Here is a 24001-nt window from a genome sequence, read left to right on the forward strand (position 1 = left end):
ATTCAAATAGTAGTTCTGTGTCTTAAAACGCAGAACTGCATCTATAACTTTATCCAGTGCTTGCTTAGGCTTACCGGCTTATTGCCGGCATCCTGATCAGCTGTGAAAAATTGTCGGCTTTGTCCACTGCGTGAGCACGAGGATTGATCCATGCTTGCTTTTGAAGCTCGGCAAAAGACATTCCCTTAGTCTCCAGCCTGTCATTTTCATACAAATACTCTGCCAGATAACCGCTGGCTAAAATTTTCCAGCTTAGAGGTAAATTGTCTGGGTTGACGCGAGAATTTAGCCAGATATTTGTGGTGCAATTTGTTGTTAATGTATTGTAAAACGCTGGTGTGGTTTTCAGTTTATTAATCTGCGTCAGATATTCTAAAAATAAACGTTGCCCATCGCCGTTCATGCCGCGTGCTCGGTACACATAGACATCCTCAGGTGGATTTTTTCGAAAGTTGGTGCGCAATCGAATGACGTCGCGCTCATCGGCGACCACATAATGCAGTTCGTATTGACGGAAAAACCCTTTTAGCGTGGAATATCCTTCGCCTTTTTGATTACGTGTTTCTATCGATATTGCCAGGTGCTGGTCGCCAGCAAATGCAAAGCTGAGAAATACATGCGCAATTGCCGGTCCCATCCAATGGACGGTAACTACATCAACACCTTCTAGTTTGCGCAGATCAAAGCTTTTGTCGTAATAATTTACGGTGTAATCGGTTTCGCTAAGGTAGTCGATATTGCGAATATTATGGACGGTCACCAGATCCCCTTCAATCTTAGCCCAAGGCAACACGGCGACGCCTTCTTGCCAGTTTCTGTCATTGGATGGTTTTACACTTGACCACCAAACGAGGGTGAGCATAAACACGACGGCAAAGGCAATCAACGCACGCCAACGCCAACGTGGCTGAGTCAATGCGATCAGGCAGATCAGGCTGCTTGCGCCAAAAAGTCCGCTTAAACTATTTCGCAAAAAAACGTTTTCTGGTCCGCTGATGGCAAATGCCAACGTGCCCCAGATGCCGACTGCCAGAGTGAGTGCGAATAGCAAAGTAAATGTAAGGGCGCGTGCTATGCGAAGTGAAAAAAGTGTCATACATATTCCTTGCAAGCTCGTTTGAATTCTGGGATTTCCATCGTGCTAATACATATCAATTTATGCGGAGGACAAAAAAATGCCGCTCAATTATGCTGAACGGCATTTTTGGGGAATCATGTTAGTTCAGAGTTTTTTAAGAAACTCTGAACTGAACTTAGTCACTGACCTGGTTCCAGCTTGCATCAGGATTGTATTCATTGATACCCTTAGCGATTTTTGCAGTGTTAGCACCAAGATCTTTTTCATAGACATCGCCATAATGGTTTACGATGAAAGTTTTTACGCCTGAGGATGCATAATCAGCTGGCCAGGCGATCATAGCAAAACCAGCCAGCAAACGTCCATTGATCAGATAGCTATATTTTCCGCCTGGTGCTTTTGCACCTTGCGCAGTGAGTATTTTGAAGTAGTAGCCATGATAAGGATCGCCCGCATTACGACTTGCGCCATCGGCGATCAAAGGACCAAAAGGGCTGGCCTGTTCATTTTTACTGGCGTCCGATTCCCAATATAAGCCGTCTTTTTTGCCCGGGCTACTTAATATGTTACGTGCAAAACTGCGTACTTTGCTCGCATCTCTTGCGCTCGCTGCAAATTGACGCTGCGCTGCAGGGTAAGCACGCAGCACTTCTATCGCTGCCAATTCACTGTCACCGATACGACGGTTAATCAATTCAGTTGCGCCCTGTTCGCTGTCAAAATGCCAGCCTGCGCTGTCTTTTACCAGTGGGATAGGCATGGGCCATGCATTGGCACCCATCACTAAAGTGATTTTATTGTCGGAATCTTGACGTTGAAACAGTGAGGTCTCAATAGACTTGAGTGCTTGTTGACGGCTCTCAAGTGCGGCCGCTTTATCGCTGGTGATAACCAGGTCTTTATTGCGCTCACCAAAAATCTGAACTAAGGCGGACTCGTCATTACTCTTGAGTGCTGCGGTGAGCGCTTTTACAGCGTCATCGGGTGTGCTAAAGACGCACTCATCTGGTGCGGCAGCAAGAGCAAGACTGGAGCTAAAAATAAGTGCAGAAAATAGGGCGCTGATACGTGTATTCATAAATAGTCTCGTAGTTTTCATATTGAGCTCCTAGCGACGACCGCCGCCGGAACGACCGCCACCAGAGCGGCCAGCACCAGCGGCTTTGCCGGATGAGCGGGCAGAAGCGGAGGACATGCTCGACGCACCTCGGTTAGATGCGCGATTGGCGCTGGAACCGGATGAATTCACGCCGTTAAAAGCGCTATCTCGGCTAGCTTGTTGACCGCCGCGATTGGATGCTGCGCTGCCGCCGCTGGCGGCCGAGCCGCTATTGCGGCTTGCTGTATTCGCTGTAGATGGACGTGATGCCGCCTTATTGCTGGCAGCTCCGGTCTGGTTAGGTCTGGCATCGCCTGGGCGGTTGCCACTTGTGGCTTGACGGTTCTGGGCCCCAGCCTTGGTCTGACTAGGTGCGCTACCATTGCGCCAGTTGCTATTGCCCCCGTTTGGACGATTGTTGCTATTGATATTGTTGATGTTGTTGTTATTAATATTGATATTGGTGTTGTGGTTAATGCTGCCGCCGCCCCAGTTGGTATTCCATGCGCCACCGATTGCTGCACCAAAAATCAGACCTGTCGCAAAAGCGGCGCCTGGCGCATAAGGGTAGTAATACGAAGGATAAGGGGTAGGGTAGTAACCATAGTAATACGGCGTCGATGAGTAGACCACTACAGTCGAAGGCTGATAGGTTGGAACGTAAATCACTTGTGGATCGGCTGGTTTAATGACGATCACTTCTTTTTCAACCACGATCACTTGTTTGTCGTCACTCTTTAAATTGCCGGCGGATTTCACTTTACGGCGAAATGCTTGTATCGCTGCCAGAACCGCTGCCTCATCAGTATCTACGGCCTCGCCTAACGATTGGGTCCAATCGAGGTCTTCATTCATCTTTTTGATGATGTCAGGATAGTTTAAGAGCTTTAGCACTGGGTCCGGAAATGAAGGATCAGGCTTGGCGTTCTTATCGGTCTTTTGTTTATCAAGAAAACGCTGTGCTTTAACCAGGTCTAGCGGATAGGTTGACGACGGTAGCGTAATAGAAATCAGATCATCCGGATAAAGCGCGATAGGGCCAACAATTTTTTCTAGTTGATCCGCAGTATAGTCAGCGGTGCTAGAAGTTGGTACTGCCTGTGCGAAAGCATTCTGTGAGCCTAAGCCCAGTAGCGCGCAAGACAACGCCAAGACACTTAGGCGATGAGTGCTGATGAATTTCATATTTGCTGGCTCCGTTGCTGGAAAAAGAAAAATTGTGCAAGTGATTTTTAGTCGCTTGACAGTTGACTATATCATATCTGAGAATCAAAAAAATAGACTTTTCTACACAGATTAACGGGCATTATAGTCGGGTGTTGTGGCGTGGTGGTTGTTGGAATTCAAACTATTTTCGCAGTAAATTGGCGTGATTAATAAGCGCTGTCGAACGCTCTGAGTGACGTGAAACTGAGCTTGGTGTTGTCCTGTTTAAGATTTAATATCGGATCAAAAAAATGTGTTTGTGTATTAAAGCCATTGTTTCTTATCTTGTACCTTTCTTTCGATTATGCTTACTATGAATTAGGGGCTCTATATGTCACAAACCATGTACGATTTTTTAAAGAGTAAAAACATACATGAAGTCGAGTGTGTGATCGCCGATATGACGGGGATAGCGCGTGGGAAAATTTTACCGCGAGATCTGTTTTTGGCTGCCGGCGAAATGCGCATCCCTAAAAGTGTTTTACTCAATACCGTGAATGGTGAACAACCTGCAAACGGACCCTATGTCGGGCCTACCGATCCCGATATGATCTGTTTGCCAGATCCTGCCACGATACGCATAGTGCCGTGGGCGGCGGAGGCCGTGGCCTTAGTAATACATGATTGCGTGAATTTCGACGGTAGTCCGGTAGGTTTGTCGCCACGTGCCGTGCTGCGTCATGTCCTTAATTTGTATAAAGAACGTGGCTGGAAACCTGTGGTGGCACCCGAGATGGAATTTTATCTGGTGGCGCGTAACAGTAATCCGCATGAGCCATTGACGCCGCCTCTGGGACGCACTGGCAAGCCCGAGTCTGGGCGGCAATCGTATTCTATCGATGCTGTGAATGATTTTGATCCCTTCTTTCTTGAGCTGTCTTCGTTTTGTACTAGCCATGAACTTGGCGTAGAAACCCTGATTCATGAGGCCGGAGCTGGTCAGATGGAGATAAATTTCTCGCACGGCGATGCGCTGGAGCTGGCCGATAGAGTTTTCCTATTTAAGCGGGCAGTGCGCGAGACTGCGCTCAGACACGGCATTTTTGCCACCTTTATGGCAAAACCCATGGAGCAGGAGCCAGGCAGTGCAATGCATATACATCAGAGTATTCTCGACGCCCAGACCGGGCAGAATATATTTTCCAATGAAGATGGTAGTGCCAGCGCTCTGTTTTTCAATTATTTGGCGGGATTAGAGCAATACGTGCCGCAAGCAATGTTGATGTTTGCGCCTTACGTGAACTCATATCGACGTCTGTCACGATTCATGTCGGCACCGACCAATGTGCGCTGGGGTTATGATAATCGCAGTTGTGGGATACGCATTCCTAATTCCGATTCTCACAATCGTCGCATAGAAAACCGGGTACCTGGCGTAGACGTTAATCCTTATCTCGCGATGGCGGCCACCTTGGCCTGCGGCTATCTTGGTATGGTCAACACGCTGACGCCTTCACCCGCAACCGATGGCAGTGCCGAGCATGTTCATGACGAGTTGCCGCGTAATCTGGAGGATGCCATTGTGCGCATGCGTGCCTGTCAACCTTTGGGCGAAATCTTGGGCGAACTATTCGTGAAAGCCTTCTGTGAGGTGAAAGAACTTGAATTCGCCACCTACAGCCGAGTGATCAGTTCATGGGAGCGCGAACACCTGATGTTGTTGGTGTGATCCGTGCTGAGCGGAGCCCAGAAAACCAACCAGTGACGGAAATTACAATGGAAAATTCTACCGATAAGAAGGACGCGAGTTTAATAAAGTTAACGACCGTGCCTACCCGTCCAGGCATAGACTGGGCGCGGGCGCAAGCCTTGCATAAACGGGAACTTGCTAGCTTCAGTGCAAAAAATCCGCGCTCGCAAGCCTTAGCCATGAGGGCTGCCGAGCACATGCTGTTTGGCGTGCCATTGCATTGGATGAGTGACTGGGCGACACCGTTTTCTTTGAGTGTTAGCCATGCCAGTGGTGCACAGGTGGTTGATATCGATGGACATCAGTACGTCGATTTTTGCCTGGGCGATACCGGTGCCATGTTCGGACACGCGCCGCCGCCAGTGGCGCGCGCACTGGCACACCAGGCCGTGCGAGGTTACACCACGATGTTGCCGGGTGAAGATGCAGTCTGGGTCGCCGAGGAGTTGAGTAGACGCTTTGGCCTACCGGTCTGGCAGTTTGCGCTAAGCGCATCGGACGCAAACCGATTTGTCTTGCGCTGGTTGCGGGCAGCGACTAAACGCCCAAAAATAGTGGTGTTTAACGGCTGTTATCACGGCACCGTCGATGATGTTTTCGTCGATATGGTCGACGGTGCACCACGTCAGCGCGACAGTTTACTGGGGCAAGTCACAGACCTGACAGTCAATACGATAGTGGTGGAATTTAACGATCTGCCCGCCCTGGAAGCGGCATTGGCGAATCGTGATGTGGCCTGCGTGTTGGCGGAGCCGGTGATGACAAATATAGGTATGGTTTTGCCTGAGCCTGGATACTGGGACTCTGCACAAGAAATTTTACGACGTTATGGCAGTTTGCTGGTACTGGATGAAACCCACACGATTAGTTCTGGTATGGGCGGCTATACGAAGCAGCACGGTTTGCAGCCAGATGCTTTGGTGCTGGGTAAGCCGCTAGGTGGTGGCGTAGCTTGCGCCGCGTATGGTTTTAGTCTTGATTTGGCAAAGCGGGTAGAGCAGGCCAAGCGACTGGCACCACCAGGCCATTCTGGCGTGGGGACTACTCTTTCCGCGAATATGCTGAGTATGGCGGCGATGCGCGCCAATCTATCTGAAGTGATGACCGAAGCCGCGTATGCGCAGATGTTTTCATTGGCTGATTATCTGGCATCTGGTTTGCGTCGTGTGATCGGCAGACAAGACTTGCCGTGGTGCGTGACGCAGATTGGCGCTCGCTCCGAGTTCCAGTTTTCCAAGCGGGCACCGAGCAATGGTAGCGCCGCGGCATTAATTTTGGATAGCGAACTAGAGCAGATCATTCATTTATTTTTACTTAATCGCGGGATGATGATCACGCCATTTCATAACATGATGTTGGTATGTCCGCAGACACAGAGAACTGATATTGATGCATTTCTCGCGGTGTTTGAAGATTGCCTGATACAACTAAAAGCGCGGCAGCAAGAGTGAAACCCTCCATTTTTCAGCATGCAATAATTTACCAGAGCATAGTCTTGCAAGAGGGGGCCTGGGCTGCTTTGCCGGATGAAACCCGGCAAAGCTTGCACCATTGGCTGGCCGTAGGGCGATTTTTATCTGACAAGGTCTTAAGATCATATAGCTCGCCAGGTGCTGCTGTGGATACGGAAGTTATTCACCGTAACAATACCAACTATCCAATTTAGTCATTGGCGCATTTTGCTGCAGTGCGGCAAAATGCGCGATTAGTTAATGTTAATGTTAGTTCTCATGCTTATTCCCCATCTTTTGTTTACCACGCCAGTCGCTAATTACGTCAATCGCCGTTTAGTGCCGAATCTAAAACATGCTCCTGATACAATAGAATCTTTAGGTCGTTTCCGTTTGGATGCCTTAGATGGCTACGGAGATGCCCATAATCACGCCGACTTAGCTCAGAAAAATTCTGGTATGAATAAATCTGTGAAATTCGGTGTATTTAAAAAATTGAAAAATTTAGCAGTTTTTTTGCCACGACTGGTCTGAGTTGAGTTGAGTTGAGTTGAGTTTAATTGTGCTTGGGTAGGCGTTCTCCTACTGTAGCCTAGCTTTTATCCGCGTTAAAATGCTGCTTTATCCATAGCTCAGCCTGATTTCTCCCTGCCTGATGCATACTCTGTAAAAATTTTTCTTCCGCATACATCTTGCTTTGGGGTGCTAGGCGGCTCATTACTTCAGGCAGTTCTATGTGATGTATTTGCAAGGCGCGCAAACGCCTTTCTAGTCGCCCAAAGGCAAAGTAAGCAGCTTGCGCTTGCTGCTTGGCGGCTAATAATCCGTCCATTTCAGTTAGATAGCAGCTGCTAAAACCCATTTCACTGAGGCGATGCCAGATATCATCGGCGGAACTAGGCGCCTGTTGCTTGGGCTCCGCTTCGGCCTGCAATAAGACCACCAGCAAATTTTTTGCCTGACATTGATACACCAGAGGCAAGAGTGGCGGATTGGCGCTTAAGCCGCCATCCCAATAGGCTTCGCCATCAATTTCTACCGCGCGATTGATTAAGGGCAGGCAGGCAGATGCCATCAATACCTCAACATTGAGCTGTGCATTGCGAAATAGCTTCAGACGCCCCGAGTTAACATGGGTTGCGGCAATGAACAGCGAAATTTTGGAGTTACTCCTGATGCGCTCAAAATCAATTTGACTATTGAGAATCTCGCGCAAGGGATTGAGGTCGAAAGGATTGATTTGTTGCGGTGAAAAATAGCGCAGCATAGAAAGCACCGATTTAAAGCCCGGTGGCAAGGCCGATAACTCTGCAATATCTGCATCGCTAGTCGTTCCAAACGTTGCCATGCCGGATCCGCCAGTCAAGCCAGCAGCAAAGCTGTGTTTTGTCGCGAGCTTGTTCCAGAAATCCTTGAGGCTCTGGCGCGCGCCGTCCCGCCCAGCGTCCATATAGCCTTGCGCCAGGACGATGGCGTTCATTGCTCCGGCACTGGCACCGCTGATCGCTTCGATTGGCAGGCGTTCATCTTCTAAAAGGCGATCTAGCACTCCCCAAGTAAAAGCGCCATGCGATCCGCCACCTTGCAAGGCAAGAGTAATCATTTGTTTGTGCAAAATAGATCCTTTACTCGTGAACTAAATGATCTGTTTGGACTCAAAATTTGCACTCGCTGATAGTTTAGTGCGCGCCTCTAAGTTTGGTCTGAGCTTAGAGAATGGCACAGAGTAGGCTAAGCAGATTACCGCTTGATGAAGTAATTGTGTCTCATGCATAATGTGCCGCAACTAAGCGCTCTCGCTACATGAATTATATGAAATTTTTTTGTGGCCGTTATCAAGAATGGAGCGCACTATCCCATGCAGACGCATATCAGCGTTGATCGTATTTTGCCCAATCCTAACTTTATTCAGTCTGGAGACTGATTTTTCATGACATTCTTTTCTGCTCGTTCTGCATTGATGCGTTTGCCACGCATCCCCTTGGATCCCGATGGCGTCACTATTTTGGACTCTGCTGCGCAATTTAGGTCTACTTTATTGGCGCAGATCGCGCTTGCCAGGCATAGGATTTATCTTTGCAGTTTGTACCTGCAACAGGATGAGGCGGGCGCAGAGATTTTGCAGGCATTGTATGCCGCCAAGGCCGCTTATCCGTCCTTAGATATACGGATTTTGGTCGACTGGCATAGGGCGCAGCGTGGTTTGATCGGGGCGGCTAAGCAAGGCGGTAATGCGCTCTGGTATCAAGAACAATCGCGTTTGCATGCTGCGAGTGTGCCGATCTACGGGGTGCCGGTACAAACTCGCGAGTTGTTTGGTGTCTTGCACTTAAAAGGCTTTGTGATCGACGATACGGTCCTGTATAGCGGAGCAAGCCTGAATAATGTGTATTTGCATAAGCAAGAAAAATACCGGCATGACCGCTATATTTTGCTCAAGAATTCGCAATTGGCCGATAGCATGGTGCAGTTCATCGGTCAGCACATCTTGGGTAGTGCCGCGGTGCATAGGTTAGATGTCGCTGAGATTCCCGCGACCCGTGGTATGCGTCGTGAAATTCGTAGTTTTAGAGCCGACTTAAAGGCGGCACGATATCTGCTGCCGCAAGAGAATCGAAGCCTTCCGATGTCGCCACAAACGGCGAGCGAATTGGCGCGCTTGTCGGTCACGCCTATAGTCGGCGTTGGAAAAAATAATCCTTTAAATCGCTGCATTTGTCAGTTACTGGCAGCGAGCAGTCAGCAGATTACTATTTGCACGCCGTATTTTAATTTTCCGCTGGCAGTGACACGTGAGATCAATCGCGCCTTAAAGCGTGGTGTCCGCATCGATATTATTGTCGGTGATAAAACGGCGAATGATTTCTATATTCCGCCGGAACAGGGCTTTAAAATGATCGCGGCGTTGCCGTATCTGTACGAAAGTAAATTGCGCCAGTTTGCCAAGCTGCATCAAGATCAGTTGACTCGCGGCCAATTAAATCTGCATCTATGGCGCGATGGCGAAAATACCTTTCATCTCAAGGGCTTATGGGTGGATCAGGATTACATCCTGCTCACCGGAAATAATCTTAACCCGCGAGCGTTCCGGCTAGATCTGGAAAACGCCTTACTGATCCACGACCCGGAGCAGCAATTGGCGGCGAAAAAACAGCAAGAATTAGCCAGCATTTATCGCCATACAAAAACTGTAAGCCATTATTCGACGCTAGAAAAACTGCAGGATTATCCGCCCGAGGTACGTAAATTACTCAGTCGCTTAAGCCGCAGTCGCCTTGATCATCTGGCATACCGGGTATTGTGATGAGTACGCTGCTTGTTGCTCAATATTTTTAAAACGACCTGCCCGCTTGCGCAATAGGCATGCGGGTTTCCAGCCTGCCTGGTCTGCAGGCCGCATGGCTATTGCGTGAGCGAGGTATGCCTATTTTTGGTTGGATATCTGTGCAATTGGGCACAAGTACTGATTACTATTTATTCCTGCGTTGTATCCCGAGTCTGTTCGGCGGTGTTTGGCTGATTGAGATGCGCTTCTAATAAATCCAGCCGCCTCGGCCGGCGTAGATCGATGACGACGGTGTGGGCGATTTTGTCCTGTATCGCTTGGCGGTTGACATCCCACAGCACCTGAAGAAATCCTATTCCTCCAGTTGCCATGCCGGCAGCATATCCGCCGTAGCGGCTGAGGTTCTGCATCGGGCGCATGGGTTTGCCGGTCAGCTCCACCACGCGCAGGCCAAAGACGCGTTTACCCAGGCTTTGTCCATGCCACCAGTAAGGCAGCAAGCTAAAGTAGGCAATCGCCCAACCAAAATGTAGACCCATAGAGGCCAGAGTTTTCATCAACTGTTCGCGCCATTTGAGTGCACTAGGCATGCGCGCCAGAGCTAATTCACTCTCTAGCGTGGCAATCCGGGCGGCATCGGTTTCTTCCGGCAGCGTTTCTGGGTCTGCTTCGAGTGTTGGGTTGGACTCAGTGTTGGTGGCGTTAGTGTTGGTGTTGGTGTCGGTAGCGATGATGAGATTGGCTTTGGCCAGCGCTTCATCACCAGCTTGAGCTTGGCTTGGATTAGCAGACTTGTTTTGATAATTATCTTCCAGGTAGTTGACCATTTTCACGCTGCCAATGATGGCCAGTATGAGTAGTGCCAACCACAGCCAGGCCCTTAGCTTGCTCGATAGGTGGTTGGGTTCTTTAAGTAACTGATACAGCACCGCTGCGATTGCGGCTGGCAGCCAAAATGCGGCGAGACTCGAAATCAAGGCGATTGCTACGACATCCAGTCCTATCGCCAGCGCTCTACGGCTTGGTGTCGCCAGAGGCATACCGAGTAAATCAGGCTTTACATTTAAAGCTTCAGGAGTTACCCATTCGCAGGCATTAAATTTGTTTTGTTTTGACATGCTTTGCTTGACTTGCATCATGGTAGATATCTTTTAAGATGAGATTTCGATCAGGCAGCTTGATGACGCTCGCTCTTTGATGAATTTGTTAACTTACTTGCTGTTATCCATGTAGGTGCGCAGATCGGGAGTCGTAGCAAAAATGCGCTGCCGTTTTGTGCGCTACTGTGCACGGTGATGCCGCCGCCGAGAACGATAGCGGCCGTCGATAGCACAATCAGCGAAGCGATCAACGAGTAGTGCAGCAAAGAATTCATTAGACGAAAAGTGGAGATGCGTTTTATTAATATGGTGTAGAGCGTTTTTGCATGGCACAAACTGCGGTAGGGGCAGCGGGTCTACTCGGCATTCGCTGATGCAAAGTACACTTCTGGCAATTTTATTTCAATGCAGCAACAGTAAGCTAGTCGCCGGGCTTGATTTACATCATCTTGTTGTTTTGCAGTGTGCTTATAAAAGAGTGGCGCTAAGTGCGGTAAGCGCAATTTGCTGCACTCACTTGCCCCACTTTTTGCGGCATTTTGGGCAGGTAACTGGCGCATCAGGGCAGAGCGCCCATCCGTCATTTTTATCGTGGGTGCGGCCGCATAAGGAATACACTTGCCTGGCGATACCTGCTTTAATTTGCGCTTCGTCGCAGCGCACCACGTGCACCACTGAGCCAGCGCCACCCGTGGCGATCGTAGCTGGTGAAAAAAGACTCTCCATACGTATCCTTTGATAAACATAGCTAAGACGGCATCATAGCAGATGCGTCTATGAGCATGCCTGTCTGCAAGTATCGTACGCCGCTGCAAACAGCTTAATTTTCTGTTTTTGCCTGCCGCCAGCAAGACTTTCCTAAACCTTCTATAATTTCAGTAATTCGTGAAATTACAATAATCTGCGTCAAGGAAACAGCACATATGGAAACTCTTAGCCCACTGCAGCAGCGTTTTATTCTTCATTTCGGTGAAATGGGGAGCCGCTGGGGTATTAATCGCACCGTTGGGCAGATGTATGCCTTGTTATATGTGCTGGGTAAGCCTTTGAACGCAGACGAGATTGCCGAGACTTTGTCCTTCTCACGATCTAACGTCAGCATGGGCCTAAAAGAGTTGCAAGCGTGGCGACTGGTCAAGTTGATGCATAAGCCGGGCGACCGTCGCGAATATTTTGAGCCGCCTAAAGACATCTGGGATATTTTTAAAGCCCTGCTGGAAGAGCGGCGCCGCCGCGAGATCGAGCCTACGCTGTCGATGCTGCGCGATGCGCTGCTAGAGAATCCGGCCTCGGAAGCAGATAGATTGGCACAGGAGCGCATGCGTGAGATGTATCAACTGATCGAGTTATCAACTTCTTGGTTTGACGATGTGCAAAGACTCTCGCCTGAGACTCTGGCCTCCTTGATGAAGATGGGCTCCAAGGTCGGTAAATTGCTCGATATCCGCGACAAGTTCAGGTTTGGCGGAAAGGAGAAGGATGGGGCGCAGATGGAGTCAACAGGCGAATTGCGTGTAGATGTGGCTACATCGCCGGTTTTAGAGACGACAGAAACTGATTTGCAGGCTGAAAATGCTGCCTTGCGCGCTGAACTGGCGCGCCTCAAGGCCAAGGTGTAGAACTATGCGCGTCTGGTCCTGCCTGAAAAAAACCAGTCGGAGAGGTCTGCCACTTTGGCTGGAGATAGTCGTGGTTTTGTTACTGAAGCTATTGGCGCTGTTGTTCTTGTGGAAGGCATTTTTCTCGCATCCACAGACCAAGCACATGCGCCTGCCAACCCCGACGGTGGAGCAACATATGTTGTCGCCTAGTGGTCCAAATTCACCCAATGCACCAACTCCAGACGGCGCATCTGGACTAAACAAGCGCCCGTTGGCGAACACTTTTTAATATAAAACTCTCACCCTAAGGCACCTCATGGCTCCCATAGAAGAAGTCGTCAACCTATCACGGCTACAGTTTGCAGCAACCGCGATGTATCACTTTTTATTCGTTCCGCTCACCTTAGGTTTGTCGTGGATTTTAGTCATCATGGAGTCGGTGTATGTGATGACGGGGCGCGAGATCTATCGCGATATGACCAAGTTCTGGGGCAAGCTATTTGCGATTAATTTTGCCATGGGCGTCACGACTGGTATCACACTAGAATTTCAGTTCGGGACCAACTGGTCGTATTACTCGCACTATGTGGGCGACATCTTCGGTACGCCTCTGGCGATCGAAGGCATGATGGCCTTCTTCATGGAGTCTAGCTTTGTTGGTCTGATGTTTTTCGGTTGGCAGCGTCTGTCTAAACAGGCGCATCTGGGCGTGACTTTTCTGGTAGCGCTAGGATCGAACCTGTCCGCCTTGTGGATCTTGATCGCCAATGGCTGGATGAATAATCCTGTCGGTGCCGAGTTTAATTTCGAAACCATGCGCATGGAATTGGTCAGCATGACGCAGGTGATTTTTAATCCGGTCGCGCAGGTCAAGTTTGTGCATACGGTGGCTTCGGGCTATGTGGCAGCTTCGATGTTTGTACTCGGTGTGTCTGCCTATTATTTGTTGAAGGCGCGCGATACCGCGTTTGCCTTACGTTCGTTTGCGATTGCCGCCGCTTTCGGTCTGGCCTCGACCTTATCAGTGATCGTGCTCGGTGATGAATCGGGTTACACCGCTGGCGAAGTGAACAAGGTCAAGTTAGCCAGCATCGAGGCAGAATGGGAAACTGAACCGGCACCGGCAGCTTTTACCGTAATAGGGCTACCGAATGACAAGGAAGAACGCACTGATTACGCCATCAAAATACCGTATCTGATGGGTTTGATCGCCACCCGCTCTACCGACACCCAGGTGACCGGCATTAAAGACCTAAAGCTGCAAAACCGCGAACGGATTATCCGCGGCATGGAGGCGTATGCCGCGCTGACTCGTTTAAAGTCTGGCGACAAATCGCCGGAAGCACGCGCAGCCTTCAACGACTTGAAAAAAGATCTGGGTTACGGCTTACTGCTGAAAAAATATACGCCGAATGTGATCGATGCCACACCCGAGCAGATCAGCAAAGCCACCAACGACTCTATTCCTAAGGTGGCGCCGCTGTTTCTTGGCTTCCGGCTGATGGTGGGCTTGGGTATTCTATTTCTATTCATCTTCGTCACCTCGTTTTATTTCCTGATCCGCCGTCGCCTGTCTAAGCATCGCTGGTTGCTGAAACTCGCCTTGTTTAGCATACCGCTGCCTTGGGTCGCCATCGAAACCGGCTGGATGGTGGCCGAGTATGGCCGTCAGCCTTGGACTATTTCGGGTGTCTTGCCTACCCACTTATCGGCCTCGACGCTGCAGGTGAATGACCTGTACTTTAGTCTGGCTGGGTTTATGACTTTCTATACGGTTTTATTAGTGGTCGAGCTGTATCTGATGTTTAAGTACGCGCGCCTTGGGCCTAGTAGCCTGCATACCGGCAAATACCATTTTGAACAAGCCGCCAACCAGAATTCTCACGCTTAAGGATGCATCATGTTCGATTATGAAACTTTAAAAATCATCTGGTGGGCCTTTGTCGGTGTCTTGCTGATAGGCTTTGCGCTGATGGATGGCTTTGATTTTGGGGTCGGTATCTTGCTGCCGTTTATCGGCAAAACCGATGTTGAGCGGCGCATCATGATCAATACCATAGGCCCGACCTGGGAAGGTAATCAGACCTGGTTCATCACCGCAGGTGGTGCCCTATTTGCGGCCTGGCCTTTGGCGTATGCGGCGGCATTTTCAGGCTTTTATGTGGCCTTGATGATTTTGCTGTTCTCATTATTTTTTCGTCCTGTGGGTTTTGATTATCGCAGTAAGATTGCCGACACGCGTTGGCGTTCGACCTGGGATTGGGCGCTGTTTATCGGGGGCTTCGTGCCGCCGCTGATCTTTGGTGTCGCCTTCGGGAATCTATTATTGGGTGTGCCTTTCCATTACGACGATACGATGCGGCTAGAGTATGTAGGGGGCTTTCTCGATTTGCTCACGCCTTTTGGTCTGCTCTCTGGTGTCGTGAGCGTCGCCATGCTGACCATGCACGGTGCCGCCTTCTTGCGCACCAAGACCGATGGCGTGCTGGCGCAACGGGCGGGCAGGGCCTTGATTATTGCCGCAGTGCTGATGATGCTGGCCTTTTTCGCTGGCGGCTTGTGGGTCGTGTTTGGTATCGATGGTTTCCGCATCCTCAATATGCCAGACAGCAATACTGCCTTTATGCCGGTAGTGAAATCCGTGGAGCGGGTGCGCGGGGCCTGGATGGATAATTACGCACGTTGGCCTTTGATGTGGGCCTTGCCGCTGGCAGGCTTTGGTGGCGCATTGCTGAGCATACTATTGACCATGCGGCAGCGCGCCGTTGCCGCCTTCTTGAGCAGCGCTGTCGCAGTGACGGCTGTGATCTTGACGGCCGGTGCCTCAATGTTCCCGTTTGTGATGCCATCGAGTTTAGATCCGAACAGCAGCCTGACCGCCTGGGACGTGGTGGCCAGTCATAAGAGTCTGGGCATCATGTTTTGGGTAGTCGTGATCTTTTTACCTTTGATCATTACTTACACCGCCTGGATTTACCGGGTAATGCGTGGCAAGGTCGATGCGGCCCATATCGCTGCAAATGAACATTCAGCATATTGAATGCGTAATTTTAAAAAGATAAAGGGTAAATCATGTGGTACTTCAACTGGATCTTAGGAATAGGGCTGGCGCTGGCTGCAGCCATCATCAACGTCATGTGGCTGGAAGCAAATTATGCCTTTGGCGAACGCGATGAGGCGGCAACCCAGGAGCGCTTTGAACAGGCACGCCAGGAATATGCGGATACCAAAAAGCGCGACGCATAATTGGCCATTGAGAAAGATGCGTTTTGAAAACGCTTGCGCAATGCTGATGCGGCTCCTGGCATGATTTCGTGCCAGGAGCCGCATGGATACTGCGTGATCGGTTTTGAATCGCTAAAAGCTTAGCGTCTATTTCTGCAGGTGTTGTTGCAGCCAGTCGTTAACTGTGTGATGCCACAACAGCGAGTTGGCAGGTTTTAAGATGTGGTGGTTTTCATCCGGAAAGATCAGTAATTGGCTTTCTATGCCGCGTCTTTGCAGAGCAGTGAAGCTGCCCAGCGATTGCGCGGTCGGGATGCGGAAATCGAGTTCGCCCTGGATTACTAGCATAGGGGTTTTCCATTTCTTGACATGATTGACCGGGTTGAATTTCTCATGCTTGGCAGCTGCGTCGTAATAGGTGCCGCCGTTTTCCCATTCGTTAAACCAGAGTTCTTCGGTCGAGTAATACATGCTGCGGGTGTCGAATACGCCAGCGTGCGCGACGATGCACTGAAAGCCATCGGCCCAGTTACCCTGTATCCAGTTCATCATATAGCCGCCATACGAGGCACCAAGGGCGCAAGCCTTACTGCGATCTAACCAGGTGAATTGCTGGGTGGCTGCCGCCATGCCTTTTTTTAAGTCTTCTAAAGGAGCACCGCCCCAATCGCCGCTAATGGCATCGGTAAAGGCTTGGCCGTAGCCGGTAGATCCGTGAAAATCGATAAATACCACACCATAACCGGCACCGGCATAGGTTTGCGGGTTCCAGCGGTAGCCCCAGCTATTGCCGAAGGAACCTTGTGGGCCGCCGTGTACCAGGAAGGCAATCGGATATTTTTCTCCAGCTTTGGCATTCCACGGCTGCATCACATAGCCGTGTACGGTGTCGCCTTTAGCGCCTTTAAATGAGAATTGTTGATACTCGCCAAATTTGACTTGGCGCAGCAACTCGGTATTTACATGAGTCACTTGCTGCCAGCCTGCGCCACCATTGTCGCCCTTGTTCAGCTTGCCTAGTTGGTCGAGTTTCGCTGTAAATAACTGGGTAGAGTTGGCCAGGTTATTTTGCGCAATCACCAGGCTATTGCCTTGTACATCAAAGCCTGTGACTTCGCCTAGCCCGGTCAAGGTTTTGACTGTACTGCTAGTGGCATCGATAGAAAACAGTTTGCGCTGGCCCAGTTCTTCGGCTGCTACATACAGGCTCTTGCTATCCTGCGCCCAACTAAATTCTTGTACGCTTCTATCCCATTTTTCGGCTAACAGCCGTTTCTTGCCGCTGACCAGATCGAGTACGACTAATTGAAAGCGATCGGCTTCGAAACCGGGGCGTTTCATAGCCAGATAGGCAAGGCTATGTCCGTCCGGTGAAAAGGCTGGCTTGGCATCCCAGGCAGGGTTATCTGCGGTCAGATTGTGTGGCGCTGCGCCGCCAGTAGACGCTACCTGATACAGGTCAAAATTGGTGGACCAGGCTTCTGTCTTGCCTGCGACTCTAGCCGCAAAGACGATGGTTTTGCCATCCGGGCTGAATTGGTAATCGCCTTGATCGCCGTCTGGTTTTGAATGGACATCGGCATCCAAAGTACCGGATAAGCTCACAGGCTCGCTGCTAACGCGGCCCGTGCTGCCCAATGGCGCTGAGAATAAAACCAGACGCCGGCCATCGGCCCAGCTATCCCAATGGCGCACAAATAATTGCTGATATGTGCGGCCGCTGGCCTGCTGCTTTTCTACTTTGTCCAAGCGCTGTTTGCTGCAAGCGAGGTCGGCACAATCGCGAAATACCTCGAGGGAAACGGCGATGCGATCCTGGCTAGGTGAAACGCGAAAACTCTCTACCGGTAAAGGCAGATCGGTGATCTGCACCATGCTAGGCAGTGCTTCTATAGCGGGATCTGTGTTGGTAGCATTGAGGGCACGTCGCCAGACTTGGGCGCTGCCGCTGCGGGTGGATATAAAATAGACGCTCTTGCCATCTGCCGACCACTCAGGGCTGGTGTTGTTGGCGTCTGGCTTACTGCTGTCTTGAGTCAGGCGCAGCGGGGTCGCTTTGGCGTAACCATCTAGCGCTAGCAGCATCAGATCGGTCAGGCCGCGGTTTTTATCCAGGTCGGCGCGGCGTAGCTGGTAGATTACTTGCGTGCCATCGGGGGACAAGACTGGCTTACTGATACGCTCCATCTTCACCATATCTTCCACCGTAAACCCACGCTGCTGTACCGTGGCGCTCTCAGTGGCAAGTGCTGCCGAACTGAGCACCGTGCTGGCGCAAAATAGGCCGCTTAATAAAACGAACTTACTACTTGTCATGCATGTTCTCCTGATAAAAAAACGGGCACTCTTCGTGGGAGTGCCTCGATAATTAAGCAAGCTAAAATCCCAGAGTATGTCTAGGATTCCGGCTTGGTAGTTTAAGTATTCGGCTAATCGGCTGGTGTCGCTAAAGCCCGCAGCTTGTCTTTCTTGCTGGGGCGTTTGCCTTTGATGCCGCCATTCGGATCTCCTAGGGGGGCGTGAGTGTTCGATATTTCTATGCTTTGCTCTGAGGGTTCGAAGCCAGCGATGTGTTCACGCGGAATTTTCTGCTGCTGCCTTTGCTCTATCAGACGGAAATGCGCCTGGTTGGCGACATCCGAACAGATAAAACTCAGCGCTATGCCGCTTTCGCCAGCCCTTGCGGTGCGGCCTATGCGATGCGTGTAGTCGTCACTCGAGCGTGGCAGATCGTAGTTGACCACCACCGGCAGATTGCTAATGTCGATACCGCGTGCTGCCACATCGGTGGCGATTACGACCTTGACCCGACTGGCTTTAAAATCCATTAAGACCTGGCTGCGCTTGCCCTGACTGAGTTCACCGTGAAAGGGCTCGGCATTGATGCGCAAACGTCGCAGCTTGGCTGCAACTAGTTCGGCGGCGTATTTGGTGGCGACAAATACCAACACCCGGCTCCATTTCTGATCTTCAATCAGATGACGTAATAACTGGGTACGCATCTTGGCATCGACCACGATGGCTCTTTGCGTGATGTCCGGCGCGCCGATTGCGGTGCTGAGTATCTGTATTCTGAGCGGATCGCGCAGGATGCCATTGGCCAGTGCTTCTACTTGCGGTGGGACGGTCGCTGAAAAAAACAAGTTTTGTCGTTTTGCGGGTAATAAACTCAGAATGCGGCTGAGCTCATCAGCGAAGCCCAGTTCCAATAAACGGTCAGCCTCATCCAGAACCAGCGTTGCCACTTGCGAAATTTGCAGCGCATTGTGTTCGATTAAATCTAATAAGCGGCCAGGGGTGGCGATCACGATGTCGGCACCGCCACGTAAATGCATCATTTGCGGGTTAATCGAGACCCCGCCGAACAATATCGCCAGTTTGACTGGGTGGGCTAAATGTTCGGCTAATGTACGCAGGGTTTCAGAGACCTGCACCGCCAACTCGCGGGTCGGCACCAGGATCAGTGCCTGCACTACGCGCGGCGCACTACGCGGACGGTTTTGCAATACTTCTAGTAGGGGCAAACAAAAAGCTGCGGTTTTGCCTGAACCGGTTTGGGCAGACGCCAGTAAGTCGTGGCCCGCCAGAATCGCGGGTATAGCGGCGCTTTGTATCTCGCTAGGTTCAGCGTAGGCGTGTTCGCGTACGGCATTGGCAAGAGCAGGGCCTAAACCCAGGGTAGAAAATGGCATGGTCGATGAGAAGTAGTGGGGAGCGGCGGTGCAAGGCGCACTAGGCTTGCTGCAAGTGCGCATTTTAAACTATTTCAGACTGCTCAAGACTATCCTTACCGCTATAGCCAGTCATTAGCTAGTTTCCTCTTGTTAATAAAATCATAAAAATAATTGATCTACGTCTAAGTTGTACCCGAAAAAAACCGCACAATGGACTATGATTAGTTTGTTTTAGTGTAAGTCTTCCTACTTAACCAGGAGTAAAGCAATGAGTTACAAAAGTTTGACGGTGTTCTTGGACAATAGTGCCGGTTCGTCGCGGCGCTTGAGCTTTGCTTTAGCGCTGGCGCAGCGCTTTGGCGCGCATTTACACGCTTTGCATCTTACCTACTCGCCTATCATCATGTCCGATCCATACGCAGTCTGGGCGCCGATGCTGGTCGAATGGGAAGAGTCGGCACAGGCCAAGCATGATCTTGCTAAACAAGCGTTTTTAGACGAAGCTAAAAATGCTGGCGTTGCGGTCGATTGGCTGGGATTTCGCAGCGATGATTTTCGTGAGTTGATCGCCTATGCGCGCGCCTCCGATCTGATCGTTTTAGGACAACGCAACCCCAGTGAGGTAGAGGGTGACTTTGGACGCGGTTTTCCCGAAAATGTAGTTTTAAAGCTGGGCCGTCCGGCGATCTTTCTTCCGTATATCGGAGATACAACATGCAATTTTGAGAGAGTCATCGTGGCTTGGGATGGCGGCAGGGAGGCGGCGCGAGCGATGGCCGACGCTTTACCGATATTAAAAGAAGCCAAGCAAGTAAAAATCTTGTCTATCTCTGAACATGTCGACGATGATCATGATTTACCCGATGTTGATATTGCGGCCTACCTGGCCATGCATGGCGTCAGTGTTGAGATCGAGAGGAATGAAAATATTGCAATGGCACCAGCGGCCTGGCTATTGTCGCGCGCGGCGGACATGGATGCGCAGTTGCTGGTGATGGGCGCATACGGTCATAGCCGTCTTACCGAGCTGGTATTTGGTGGTGTGACGCGTGCCATCATGACCCAGATGACGCTGCCGGTGCTGATGTCGCATTGATTTGTAAAGTAAAGCGTGCTCCCTGGTTTCTATTTGCAGGCCTTAGGTTTATCATGCCGAACCAGGGTGGCCGTGCTTATTTCTCGAACTTATTTTCGAACATAATTATTGCGCTTGTTTCTCAAGTTCATGCACGCCAGAATATTTAAAAAAAAGGGTGTGCGTGATCGCTTTACTTCCGTTTTCTCCATTGGAGCCTGGCCGTCTGGCGGCACGCAAACGCGCCAAATTACTCTGCACCCAGATCAATGCGATCCCGGTACAACTGCAAAAGCAAAGACAGCCCTTATATCAGCAATTATTCGCTGCCGTCTCGTCAGCTTTTATAGAGCCGGATTTTTATTGCGACTACGGCAGCAATATCTACCTAGGCGAAAATTTCTTTGCCAACCATCATTGCGTCATGCTTGATGCCGCCGAGATCCGCATCGGTGCGCGTGTCTTACTGGGTCCAGCCGTGCATTTGTATACCACCACACATCCTATCGACCCGGTCGCAAGAGCGGCGGGAGCGCAATTGGCAGCGCCTGTCACGATCGGCGATGATTGTTGGATAGGCGGGCAAACGGTGGTCATGCCTGGAGTCAGCATAGGCGCACGTAGTGTGATTGGGGCGGGTAGTGTGGTGACCCGCGACATTGCTGCGGACAGTGTGGCCAGCGGCAATCCCTGTCGCGTTCAACGTTCTTTGTAATTATTTTGGGGGGCAGGCCCAGCACGCAGTATCTATGCGGCTGGTACGGCATGCCAGCCGTAAACCCGTATGGAATATGCGTAAGCGGCCGGTCAATTTTCTGATATCGGTTCTGGGGCAACAGGTTTGTCTTCCCCTAAATCATCATCCATCCAGGCATCGAGTAAAGTATAGGTTACCGCTAGTATCACCGGGCCGATAAAAAGTCCTATCAGGCCGAAACCAAGCATGCCCCCAATGACCCCTGCAAAAATCAGTAGCAAGGGTAAATCTGCCCCTTTTCTGATCAGCATAGGTCGTAAAAAATTATCCAGAGTCGTCACGATCAGGCTCCAGACCAAAAGAAAAATGCTCCAGCCGGTGTTGCCCGTCCAGAACATCCATCCTACCGCCGGAAATAACACCAGGGCTGGACCTATTTGGGCGATGCAAAACATCAGCATCAAGGCCGACAATAGCGAGGCGAAAGGGACACCAGCAATCGCCAGCCCAATGCCACCCAAGACGGTCTGCACGATCGCAGTGACACCCACACCCAGAGCGACGCCACGAATGGCCCCTCCGGCGAGTAAGATGGAACTCAGGCCGCGCTCACCAGCCAGCCTGTATCCGAAACGCCGCACGCTGTCTGCAGCAGCTTCGCCGGTCGAGTAAAGAATCGCGGACATCACCACCACCAGAATAAATTGTAATAGCAGGCCACCTACGCTACCAACTTGTGACAGCACCCAACTGCCCGCTTGCGCGGCATAGGGTTGTGCCTTGGAGACTAGACCCTGAGTGCCATCGTCGACTAATTGCTCCCATATGTTTGCCAGTTTTTCGCCTATCAGTGGCAAAGTATGGACCCAGGCAGGTGGTTGTGGTAAGCCAGATTCGGCGAATTTTGTGGCCAGACTGACGATGCCTTCTGCATGTGCGGCGATGGTGCTAATTGCCAACCACAATGGAATGACTAATAACAGTAACATTCCTATGGTCATTACCATCACAGCGAGAAATCGCTTTCCCGCTAGCTTGTTTTCTAAGGAATGGAGCATGGGCCAAGTCGCCACGACCAGCATGATCGCCCAGATCAAAGAGCCCAGGAAGGGACGCAGGACCCAGAGTGAGCCGGCGATCAACAGCAGGATGCAGAGTATCGCCAAAATGGTGCGGGTTAAGTCACCCTGTTTTTTGATCATGAAAAGTCTCGCTCAGTACTAAGTACAGTCAAATTTTAGGGTTTTTTGGTTTTGCTATAGGTTTGCTATTTTAAACACGCGCCGCAAGCAAAGACCGAACTCAATGGCGCACGTTGATGGCGCATTATAGCTTGGCAACATTGCAATCACGTGAAAACGCGCATTTTTACCCGGTACGTATACTGCATTTCGTTGCGTGCTAGCCCTGCAAGCACGTAAAATGCGCAGAACTATCAGCGTCCGGTCAAACTATGGCTGGTTCACGGCGCGCTGTTTCTAGCAATCATTTTTAAAGTCATGAAATCATGAATAACACCATCAAACAACAAGAACTTAGCAAAATGAAGCGCCTGGCAACGGTGTTGCTGCTGTTCGTTACAGGCTTATTTATCATCGCACGCTTGCAGCACGGATTAGGGGGCTGGGCCTGGGTGGCGGCATTTGCCGAAGCGGCCATGATAGGCGCTTTGGCGGATTGGTTCGCGGTGGTGGCCTTGTTTAAACGCCCCTTAGGATTGCCGATTCCACATACTGCAATCATCCCGTGCAACAAACTGCGCATCGCCGACAATCTGGCGCTATTTGTGCGCGACAAATTTCTTGCTACCGACACTTTGGTCGAAAAAATTCGCGCCTTCGATCCTGCGCAAAAAATAGCCGGGTGGCTCGCTAGCGGCAATAATGCCGATTTATTCGCGGACAAGATGCAGGGCGTGCTGATCAAAGGACTCGATTTTATTGACGATGCGCGTGTGCAGGCGGCATTGCATAGCGCTTTGCAACAAAATCTAAATCAAGTGAATCTCGGACAAACCGTCGGTAAATTATTGGGCTTACTGACGGAGGATAAGCGCCATCAGTTATTACTCAATGAAGCCCTGCGCAAACTGGCCGCGGCACTCGATGATGCCGATACGCAGAAACAACTGGCGGCTATGATCATAGAAATCGCCGGACGCGAATATCCTAGTTTGTTACAGATGTTGGGCATGGTTGCTAACACGGACGAATTTAGTTTAAAAATAGCCTCTTCACTGGTGGCAAATTTAAATTCTTGGTTACACGAAATCGGTGACGATCCCGCGCATCCACGGCGCGCCCAGTTTGATCAGGTGGTCGAAGAATTTTTAGAACGTATGAAGAACGATCCGGATTTTCACGCGAAAATCGAAGGCTGGAAGCAGCAGTTGCTGGCATCCCCGCTGACCGCTATGTACATAGGCGGCCTGTGGGGGCAATTGAAAAACTGGTTACGCACAGATATGTCCAGAGCAGACTCAGACCTGCGTCAAAAGATCGCCGACGCGGCCCGTAATGCCGGCCAATGGTTAATCGATAATCCGGCTCTGCGCGACTCGGTCAATCAACATATGGCAGATGCGGCGCGGGCGATGGCAGTCGATTTACGCGATACGATTGCGGTTCACATCGCAACTACCGTGAAACAATGGGACGATGCAGAATTAGTGCGAGAGTTAGAATTGAGTGTCGGTAGTGATCTGCAATATATACGTCTGAACGGTACCGTGGTCGGCGGTCTGATCGGCTTGCTTTTGCATGCCGTGGTGATGTTTTTACCTTAGTCCCTAAATCAAAAAAAAATGGCGGGCGCTGTGT

General features: G+C 50.6%; 20 protein-coding genes and 1 pseudogene. 12 read left to right on the forward strand and 9 right to left on the reverse strand.

Going from position 1 to position 24001, the window contains the following annotated elements; genetic code table 11:
• Positions 1-70: 70 nt before the first annotated feature.
• The 3 genes from ACO0K8_RS03205 to ACO0K8_RS03215 form a co-directional block, all read right to left on the reverse strand.
• Positions 71-1096 (reverse strand): DUF4105 domain-containing protein, encoded by a 1026-nt coding sequence (locus ACO0K8_RS03205; RefSeq protein ID WP_422945172.1) that lies wholly within the window; start codon positions 1094-1096, stop codon positions 71-73.
• A 157-nt stretch (positions 1097-1253) separates the two neighbouring features.
• Entirely contained in the window at positions 1254-2156 is a 903-nt protein-coding gene (locus ACO0K8_RS03210; protein WP_422945173.1) for a DUF2950 domain-containing protein, read from the reverse strand.
• 30 nt (positions 2157-2186) lie between these two features.
• Positions 2187-3362, reverse strand: a complete 1176-nt coding sequence (locus tag ACO0K8_RS03215) for a DUF3300 domain-containing protein (RefSeq protein WP_422945174.1) — start codon at positions 3360-3362, stop codon at positions 2187-2189.
• 352 nt (positions 3363-3714) lie between these two features.
• Here ACO0K8_RS03215 and ACO0K8_RS03220 point away from each other — a divergent pair, with 352 nt between their 5' ends.
• From ACO0K8_RS03220 to ACO0K8_RS03230, 3 genes are all read left to right on the forward strand, one after another.
• On the forward strand, positions 3715-5052 hold the full coding sequence (locus tag ACO0K8_RS03220; protein ID WP_422945175.1) for a glutamine synthetase family protein: 1338 nt from the start codon (positions 3715-3717) through the stop codon (positions 5050-5052).
• A 98-nt stretch (positions 5053-5150) separates the two neighbouring features.
• Positions 5151-6524 carry an aspartate aminotransferase family protein gene (locus ACO0K8_RS03225; RefSeq protein WP_422945849.1) on the forward strand — a complete coding sequence of 458 codons (1374 nt, stop codon included), beginning with the start codon at positions 5151-5153 and terminating at the stop codon, positions 6522-6524.
• A 279-nt stretch (positions 6525-6803) separates the two neighbouring features.
• Entirely contained in the window at positions 6804-7058 is a 255-nt protein-coding gene (locus ACO0K8_RS03230) for a hypothetical protein (protein ID WP_422945176.1), read from the forward strand.
• A 58-nt stretch (positions 7059-7116) separates the two neighbouring features.
• Here ACO0K8_RS03230 and ACO0K8_RS03235 read toward each other — a convergent pair whose 3' ends face one another.
• The gene (locus tag ACO0K8_RS03235) at positions 7117-8127 is read right to left on the reverse strand and encodes a patatin-like phospholipase family protein (RefSeq protein ID WP_422945177.1); all 1011 of its coding nucleotides are present in this window, start codon (positions 8125-8127) and stop codon (positions 7117-7119) included.
• 327 nt (positions 8128-8454) lie between these two features.
• Between ACO0K8_RS03235 and pssA the strand changes: the two genes are divergently transcribed.
• Positions 8455-9828 carry a CDP-diacylglycerol--serine O-phosphatidyltransferase gene (pssA, locus tag ACO0K8_RS03240; RefSeq protein WP_422945178.1) on the forward strand — a complete coding sequence of 458 codons (1374 nt, stop codon included), beginning with the start codon at positions 8455-8457 and terminating at the stop codon, positions 9826-9828.
• 170 nt (positions 9829-9998) lie between these two features.
• Here pssA and ACO0K8_RS03245 read toward each other — a convergent pair whose 3' ends face one another.
• Both ACO0K8_RS03245 and ACO0K8_RS03250 read right to left on the reverse strand, forming a co-directional pair.
• Entirely contained in the window at positions 9999-10928 is a 930-nt protein-coding gene (locus tag ACO0K8_RS03245; protein WP_422945179.1) for an RDD family protein, read from the reverse strand.
• 495 nt (positions 10929-11423) lie between these two features.
• The gene (locus ACO0K8_RS03250) at positions 11424-11636 is read right to left on the reverse strand and encodes a hypothetical protein (RefSeq protein ID WP_422945180.1); all 213 of its coding nucleotides are present in this window, start codon (positions 11634-11636) and stop codon (positions 11424-11426) included.
• 197 nt (positions 11637-11833) lie between these two features.
• Here ACO0K8_RS03250 and ACO0K8_RS03255 point away from each other — a divergent pair.
• The 5 genes and pseudogenes from ACO0K8_RS03255 to cydX form a co-directional block, all read left to right on the forward strand.
• Positions 11834-12388 (forward strand): annotated as a pseudogene (locus ACO0K8_RS03255) (GbsR/MarR family transcriptional regulator); the annotation flags it as partial.
• Between the two features lie 145 nt (positions 12389-12533).
• Positions 12534-12800 (forward strand): cytochrome oxidase putative small subunit CydP, encoded by a 267-nt coding sequence (cydP, locus tag ACO0K8_RS03260; protein WP_422945181.1) that lies wholly within the window; start codon positions 12534-12536, stop codon positions 12798-12800.
• 27 nt (positions 12801-12827) lie between these two features.
• Positions 12828-14402 carry a cytochrome ubiquinol oxidase subunit I gene (locus ACO0K8_RS03265; RefSeq protein WP_422945182.1) on the forward strand — a complete coding sequence of 525 codons (1575 nt, stop codon included), beginning with the start codon at positions 12828-12830 and terminating at the stop codon, positions 14400-14402.
• Between the two features lie 9 nt (positions 14403-14411).
• Complete coding sequence (gene cydB / locus ACO0K8_RS03270; RefSeq protein ID WP_422945183.1) at positions 14412-15551, forward strand: cytochrome d ubiquinol oxidase subunit II; 1140 nt, start codon at positions 14412-14414, stop codon at positions 15549-15551.
• A gap of 32 nt (positions 15552-15583) precedes the next feature.
• Positions 15584-15757 carry a cytochrome bd-I oxidase subunit CydX gene (cydX, locus tag ACO0K8_RS03275; RefSeq protein WP_422945184.1) on the forward strand — a complete coding sequence of 58 codons (174 nt, stop codon included), beginning with the start codon at positions 15584-15586 and terminating at the stop codon, positions 15755-15757.
• A 126-nt stretch (positions 15758-15883) separates the two neighbouring features.
• On the opposite strand, the gene ACO0K8_RS03280 is transcribed toward cydX, so the two are convergent.
• Both ACO0K8_RS03280 and ACO0K8_RS03285 read right to left on the reverse strand, forming a co-directional pair.
• Positions 15884-18052 (reverse strand): prolyl oligopeptidase family serine peptidase, encoded by a 2169-nt coding sequence (locus ACO0K8_RS03280; protein ID WP_422945185.1) that lies wholly within the window; start codon positions 18050-18052, stop codon positions 15884-15886.
• A 113-nt stretch (positions 18053-18165) separates the two neighbouring features.
• Positions 18166-19428 (reverse strand): DEAD/DEAH box helicase, encoded by a 1263-nt coding sequence (locus ACO0K8_RS03285; RefSeq protein WP_422945186.1) that lies wholly within the window; start codon positions 19426-19428, stop codon positions 18166-18168.
• A gap of 250 nt (positions 19429-19678) precedes the next feature.
• Between ACO0K8_RS03285 and ACO0K8_RS03290 the strand changes: the two genes are divergently transcribed.
• Together ACO0K8_RS03290 and ACO0K8_RS03295 are read left to right on the forward strand one after the other, a co-directional pair.
• On the forward strand, positions 19679-20506 hold the full coding sequence (locus tag ACO0K8_RS03290) for a universal stress protein (protein ID WP_422945187.1): 828 nt from the start codon (positions 19679-19681) through the stop codon (positions 20504-20506).
• A 163-nt stretch (positions 20507-20669) separates the two neighbouring features.
• Complete coding sequence (locus tag ACO0K8_RS03295) at positions 20670-21200, forward strand: sugar O-acetyltransferase (protein ID WP_422945188.1); 531 nt, start codon at positions 20670-20672, stop codon at positions 21198-21200.
• Positions 21201-21292: 92 nt separating this feature from the next.
• Here the strand turns inward: ACO0K8_RS03295 and ydiK are convergent, their stop codons facing one another.
• Positions 21293-22384, reverse strand: a complete 1092-nt coding sequence (gene ydiK / locus ACO0K8_RS03300; RefSeq protein WP_422945189.1) for an AI-2E family transporter YdiK — start codon at positions 22382-22384, stop codon at positions 21293-21295.
• Between the two features lie 305 nt (positions 22385-22689).
• On the opposite strand from ydiK, the gene ACO0K8_RS03305 reads away from it, so the two are divergent.
• A complete protein-coding gene (locus tag ACO0K8_RS03305; protein WP_422945190.1) occupies positions 22690-23967 on the forward strand; it encodes a DUF445 domain-containing protein in 1278 nt (425 codons plus the stop codon).
• Positions 23968-24001 lie beyond the last annotated feature (34 nt).

This window comes from Undibacterium sp. Ren11W (assembly GCF_049340485.1).
Lineage (GTDB): Bacteria > Pseudomonadota > Gammaproteobacteria > Burkholderiales > Burkholderiaceae_D > Undibacterium.